Annotated in this window: 5 protein-coding genes; 4 read left to right on the top strand and 1 reads right to left on the bottom strand. The window is 45.5% G+C overall.

The features are described from left to right. Positions 1-371 precede the first annotated feature (371 nt). From PsAD37_RS03630 to PsAD37_RS03615, 3 genes are all read left to right on the top strand, one after another. On the top strand, positions 372-1,214 hold the full coding sequence (locus tag PsAD37_RS03630) for a glycosyltransferase family 2 protein (RefSeq protein ID WP_063294951.1): 843 nt from the start codon (positions 372-374) through the stop codon (positions 1,212-1,214). Next, on the top strand, positions 1,214-2,995 hold the full coding sequence (locus PsAD37_RS03625) for a glycosyltransferase family 4 protein (RefSeq protein ID WP_063294950.1): 1,782 nt from the start codon (positions 1,214-1,216) through the stop codon (positions 2,993-2,995). Before PsAD37_RS03630 ends, PsAD37_RS03625 begins: the two co-directional genes overlap by 1 nt. Positions 2,996-3,057: 62 nt before the next feature. Further along, positions 3,058-4,184 (top strand): IS3 family transposase gene (locus PsAD37_RS03615; RefSeq protein ID WP_153039666.1). Its coding sequence is split into 2 segments (ribosomal slippage): positions 3,058-3,322 and positions 3,322-4,184, totalling 1,128 coding nucleotides; the frame shifts between segments, so codons are not numbered across the junction. A 98-nt stretch (positions 4,185-4,282) separates the two neighbouring features. Here the strand turns inward: PsAD37_RS03615 and PsAD37_RS03610 are convergent. Further along, a complete protein-coding gene (locus tag PsAD37_RS03610; protein ID WP_063294948.1) occupies positions 4,283-4,885 on the bottom strand; it encodes a hypothetical protein in 603 nt (200 codons plus the stop codon). Positions 4,886-5,241: 356 nt separating this feature from the next. Between PsAD37_RS03610 and PsAD37_RS03605 the strand changes: the two genes are divergently transcribed. Further along, positions 5,242-6,228: a nucleoside recognition domain-containing protein gene (locus PsAD37_RS03605; protein WP_208991662.1), complete on the top strand. Its 987-nt coding sequence runs from the start codon at positions 5,242-5,244 to the stop codon at positions 6,226-6,228. Positions 6,229-6,288: the final 60 nt, after the last annotated feature.

Here is a 6,288-nt window from a genome sequence, read left to right as displayed (position 1 = left end):
CTTGACTGGAACACCCCGGATCAGGCTTACTGCACCCACCCGCAGCACATAACTCAAGCTGCTGCGTAATCGGAGCGGATCCACTTATAAAACACGCTCACCTGTCCAAATAAACGGAACCACCTCTGGCGGACCACTTAAATGGGGGAGGCTCACTTCCGGTGTAAACTATTCACCAATCACTTGCCTTCTCCATCAATAGCTAAATAAGTTTCATTGAACCCAACATCTTCTACCACGTCGGTAAAACCATATAAAAATTCTAATTCAGAACGGCGATAAGTTAATGGGTGAGTATTGGTGTTTTCGTTTGTTCTTTTGGCTGCCTCAATATATATAAAAGTTAAAGAACTTAGAGGATCTGCAGTCTTGTGAAGATTAGTATCATTATACCTACATTTGAGAGAGAATTATCATTAACCGAGCTTGTATCCCAAATTGATGCGCAGGCTGCCACGAACACCTGCAAAGTTGAAGTAATAATTGTCGATGATCATTCACTAGCTGAAATTTGCATTTATCACGAATGCCGAAACATTGATCTGATCCTACTTCGCAATCCAAAGCGTATCGGAGCAAATTTATCGCGCAAGGTGGGATTTTCACATAGCCAAGGTGACATTATACATTTTCATGACTCTGATGACTTAATAGGTCCAGATTGGCTAGAATTGACATATAAAATATTCAAAAAAAATACCTGCGTAGATGTACTCATAACGTCTAGGCTTGTGGTTGATGAGAAAAATAGAAAAGTCACTTTTATTGATGCAAAAAGACTATCAAAGATTTGCAAAAATATCCCTAGGCTTAAGCTGTTGCAGTATTTAGTCAATCGGATTGGCCCATTAGGAGGCGTCACATTCCACCGCCGCATTGTAACAAGTCTGCCATTCCATAATGTCAGGGCTTCTCAAGATTGGCTTATGTATGATGATGCGCTTGCTAATGCCAGTTTAGTCTCCGTTGATCCCCATAATTTTTTTATTTTTAGGAAAAAAGAGATTGATAGAATATCCAGAAACCCAAATAACCGATTAAGAGGATATATAAGCGCAGCTCAAAGAAGATTTAAATCACGTCGAAGTAGGAAACTAATGGCACGCCTATATTGCGTCCAAGGTGCTTCGGAACTTAATGAAGTATTAGATATAAAGTTCTTGAGTTTGAAGCTATTGCTCATCGGAATTGTGGCGTGGGTGGCCTCAGTATAATGAAAGAAGTTCAAACTCTTACAGATTACATGAAAACGACTGTCGCTTATAAAGCTGGCTCACTGTTAATTGATTCCCGTAATTCACTGAAGTCGGCCTTTCTGCTACCACTACGCTTGTATCGCCTTAACAAGGCCTACAAAAAATATCAGTTAAATTCACACAAAGATGCTGTTAATCCTCATCTATTTGATGATGAAATTTTGGAAATTATTCTTAGTAAAACAGAGAATATCTATGAACATTTAAAGTCAAAAAATAAGTCAGATAATGAAATTGCACATTTACTCATTGAAGCCTCTCGAGTTAGTTTAAAGATTTCGTCTAGTAAAACACGAAGGTTTGCAGAAGAAGCATATAGGATCGCAACGAAAAATAATCTAAAGAAGAGAGCTGCAATACTAATGTATGACGGCGGCTCAATAAATTCTGCTAGTAAGCACTTGTCAGCATTAGGTTTATCCGGTCCAAGCACGGACGATGTCAAAGTCCAGAAGATTTTTGACGAAGAAGCTATTTCTAAAAATGGCTTCGCACTCATAAACAAGCAAATTAGAAGAACAGAATATAAAAAGAAAAAAATTGCATACATCTCACATCTTTGTGTACCTTTCCATACATCTGGATATGCAACTCGTACACATAGTATTTTGCAAGAACTTTCGAGGTCAGGAACGGACGTCGTTTGCATTACACGGCCTGGTTATCCTTGGGACAGAGCAGACAGCAGAAATCTTCATGACGTAAAAGATATACACGAAATTGAGAATGTGACTTATCGACATATTAGCGGACCTAACATTAGCGGGTCAGGAATACTGCGTTTTGTTGAAGAAGCAGCAACAAAATTGATTGAGGTGTTAAAAACAGAAACTCCAGAATATGTTGTTGCTGGTTCCAATTACGTGAACGCGCTGCCAGCACTCATAGCATCTAGACACTTAGGTATTGATTTCATATATGACGTCAGAGGTTTATGGGAATACACGTCTGCCGCAAAGATCCAAGGGTGGGAGCAAACAGATCGTTTTAACTTATCTCGTAATTTAGAAACACTTGTCGCAAATGCATCAGATGCAATCTTCGCAATTTCGTCTCCTTTAAAAGACGAACTCATTAGCCGAGGAGTTCAAGCAGAAAAAATCAAACTTCTTCCCAATGGTGTTCATTTGGAAAAATTTGATGTGCCCTTACAATCAAATGAGATGCGCCACCATTTAAATATCGGTATCAATACAGTCGTTTACGGATTTATCGGTTCTCTAGAAGTATACGAAGGCTTAGAGGACGTTCTACACTCATTTAAAATGGTCCTAGATACAGGTGTCGACTGTAAGCTTGTCATCGTTGGAGACGGCGCTTGCTCAAGCGTCGTAAGTGAATTAACTTTAAGCTTGGGCATCTCGGAGTTTGTACACTTAACGGGTAGAATACCTTTCTCTGAAGTTAATCAATATTATTGCTTATGCGACGTATTTGTCTATCCACGAGTAGAGACTGCAGTCACGAAGATCATTCCTGCCTTGAAGCCATTAGAAGCAATGGCAGCACGGAAACCAGTTATAATTTCAAGATTACCGGCTTTAATTGAATTGGTGGGTGGGGTGCAGAATGCAGAAGTTGTTCAGCCTGGAAACTGTACAGAAATCTCCAACGTGATGCTTAGATTATGTGATGAAGAGAGGCGTAAGAGGTTGGGTTTAAAGGGGTACAACTATGTTGCAAAAGAAAAAACATGGCAATCGACTTGCTCAACCATTAAAGAGATGATTGTACAATAGAGGAGTGAGCCTCCCCCATTTAAGTGGTCCACGCCTATAGTTAGGAAACCGGAGGACCATAGATGGCTATCAAGCGCCCCAAACCTGAAGATATTGTTGTGAAGTTACGGCAGGTTGAAGTTCTGATGGGGCAAGGCATGCCCCGGATTGATGCAATCAGACAGATCAGTTTTACTGAACAAACCTATTACCGCTGGAAGAAAAAGTACGGTGGAATGGGCACAGAGCAACTTAAGGAACTGAAACGGTTACAGAGGGAGAATGAGCGTCTGCGCCGCGCCGTATCGGATCTGACGCTGGATAAACTGATCTTGAAGGAGGCCGCTTCGGGAAACTTCTAAGCCCTTCGCGTCGCCGTGCCTGCATTGATCATGTGCGTTGCCAGTTAAAAGTGTCTGAGCGGCGTGTTTGTCGCGTTTTGGGTCAGCACCGCTCTACACAGCGGCGGCTGCCGAAAGGCCGCGCTGATGAAGGGCGTCTAATCGCAGATATGATTGAGTTGACGCGCCAGTACGGTCGTTATGGCTACCGACGGGTCGCGGCCTTGTTGAGAGAGGCTGGTTGGCAGGTGAATGACAAACGTGTTGAGCGTTTGTGGAAACGCGAGGGGCTGAAAGTTCCGATGAAACAACCGAAGAAAGGGCGGCTGTGGATGAACGACGGATCATGTGTTCGGCTGCGGCCCAAATATCGCAATCATGTCTGGTCCTATGACTTTGTGCATCACAGGACCGACGATGGTAAGGCTTTCAGAACACTCAATATTTTGGATGAATATAGCCGGGAATGCCTGGCGATCCGCGTAAAACGAAAGCTGAACTCGACTGAGGTTATCGACGCGCTGACTGACCTGTTTATCCTACGTGGTGTGCCCTCATACATAAGGTCGGATAACGGTCCTGAATTCATTGCCGAGGCCGTTAGAGATTGGATTAAAGCGGTCGGCGCCAAGACCGCCTATATCGAACCCGGTTCACCTTGGGAGAATGGATACTGTGAAAGTTTCAACGGCCGAATGCGAGACGAATTGTTGAATGGTGAGACCTTTTACTCGTTGCGTGAAGCCCAAATAATCATCGAAAGGTGGAGGATACACTACAATACCAAACGCCCCCATAGTGCGCTGAACTTCCGCCCACCGGCTCCTGAAGTAATCATTCCAGTAGACCAAAGGTCAGTCATGCACTAACTTTCAAACCGGACCACTCAAGTGGGGCTGATCAGTATGACCGCCAATTTTTGCGGCCAGTGCTGAAGTAACTCAGGGATTGGTGCCTGGGGTGAAGTCTACTTTGTATGTTTCATAGAGTATTCGACCACCTTGTCGCCTGCGATAAGCAAGAGGAGTTTCTTGGAGTCCCGTTTCACCTCAACAGGGCATTTCTTTGAGGTTTCAGCTTTGATTTCCGTGAGTTTTTTGTCGAGGCCAGCGAGTTCGCGTTCGGCTTTCCGGAAGTCATTCCGCTTTTTACTAGCTTTTTTCCAATGGGGTGCAAGCTTTAGGAGGTTGGCTTGGGCTTCATCATACTCTTTGTCTTCACTGAGTTTTTTGACGTCACCTTTGTTTTTCTTGCTTGCCTCATTCAGCTGAGCAACCAGCTTGTTGTAGAGTTTATCGAGGTCCTCAAAACCGCTGCTTTCGCGCTCCAGTGAGTTTTTGAGCCGCGTGAGTTTTCCATGCGCTTCAGAGACTTTGGATACCTTTGGGGTATCCTCAACGGCGGCCTCATAGCTTTTTTCAAGGAAGGTCTTATTGCCCAGCTCCTTATCAAACTTAGTAATATCCAGCAGGTGGATGCCGTGTTTGTGGTCCATCTTCTGTTTGAGATCAGAGAAGCCACTGCGGAAATCAGAAAGGTTCTTAAAGGTCTTCAGGGTTTTCCCGGCCATTTTTGTCACCTGCTTTTGTTCAGAAAAACGCTAATGCAAAACGGCTGAGCTCCAAAGGAAGAGGTCTTTCGTTAGTTAAGCAGTGCAGAACTGGAGGTGACAAAAGCGAGGCTGTTCGCTTTGGTTTTTCTGAAAGACTAAACCGAAAACTTCGCAGGTCTTTCCCCACGTGCAAACGTTCCTTTGAGAATTTAAAGTGGATGGGTTGAGTAAAATACTATTTCCTCAAAACCTGAAATATCCTAGTAGTTTTGCTGGGCAATGCAGCAGGGGCCCGACCCTTTTGATTTTCCCAACCTCCGTTCACTTGCAGTGCTTTGAGCAAGACAAAGCGCGCGCAGCTCTGGTTTGTCAAAATGAAAAGCTTCTCCGCCGCTTGTCAAAAAATTGCAAAAGACTCCGTCGGCCTGTTCTGGATCATGATCAAGACCATGGTTCCTGTGATGATCCTTATGCGCATTCTGATGGAATTAGGGCTGGTTGATTATCTGGGTGTTGCGCTTGAACCGCTGATGGGCCTGATGGGTCTGCCTGCTGCAACGGGGCTTGTTCTTGCTGTTGGCTTGCTGGTGAGCACCTATTCTGCCGTCGCTGTGATGCTGACTATTTTGCCACTGGTGTCGCTGAGTGTTGCTGATGTGACCGTGCTGCTTTCTGTGGTGCTGATCGCCCATGCATTGCCTCTGGAGCAGAGTATCTCCCGCCGTGCCGGGATCAGCTTTGTGTTTTCCTCCAGCCTGCGTTTCGTGGTGGGCATCACCTACGGCATGGTGTTGAACCTGTTTTACTCTGCGGGTGGCTGGCTGCAGCAGCCGATCCAGCTTGACTGGCTGCCTTTCGCGCCAACGATTGAAGAGACATGGCTGCAATGGGGTTATTCCAGTGCGTCGCTGCTCTTCACCATGTTCTGGATTATCATGGGGCTGATCATCTTCCTGAAGCTTCTGGAACTGCTGAAGATCACTGACCTGATTGGCTGGCTGCTTTCGCCATTGCTGCGCCTCATGGGCATCAGCAAGGCGGCAACGCCGATCACCATGGTTGGTGTTTTGCTTGGGCTTTCTTACGGTGGTGGTCTCATCATCAAAGAAGCGCAGGAAGGCAAGTTATCCTCTCGCGATGTGGTGCTGTCGCTTTCCTTCATGGGCATTTGCCATGGGTTGATTGAGGATCCGCTGGTGATGATGGCGTTTGGCGCGCACTGGTCCGGCGCACTGGTTGGGCGCTTTGTGTTCTGCGTTGCAGCCATGGCGCTGATTGGTCGCCTCATCCAGATGATGCCGGAGGACGCATTCAACCGGTTCCTTTACCGCCCAGCGAAAACAGCCAAGGCGGTTGGCTGATACCCTATCCTGTTCCGGATGCTTAGTTACGTTTCAGGAACACGCCTCGCTTAAGATGTT

Source organism: Pseudovibrio sp. Ad37 (assembly GCF_001623075.1).
Classification (GTDB): domain Bacteria; phylum Pseudomonadota; class Alphaproteobacteria; order Rhizobiales; family Stappiaceae; genus Pseudovibrio.
The sequence above is the reverse complement of the archived record's forward strand: the minus strand, read 5'-3'. Positions and strand labels throughout refer to the sequence as shown.

What these genes read in the sequence shown, in the direction of transcription:
- PsAD37_RS03625 (WP_063294950.1), top strand. Translation starts at nt 1,214, where the DNA reads ATGAAAGAAGTTCAAACTCTTACAGATTACATGAAAACGACTGTCGCT.
- PsAD37_RS03610 (WP_063294948.1), bottom strand. Translation starts at nt 4,885, where the DNA reads ATGGCCGGGAAAACCCTGAAGACCTTTAAGAACCTTTCTGATTTCCGC.
- PsAD37_RS03605 (WP_208991662.1), top strand. Translation starts at nt 5,242, where the DNA reads ATGAAAAGCTTCTCCGCCGCTTGTCAAAAAATTGCAAAAGACTCCGTC.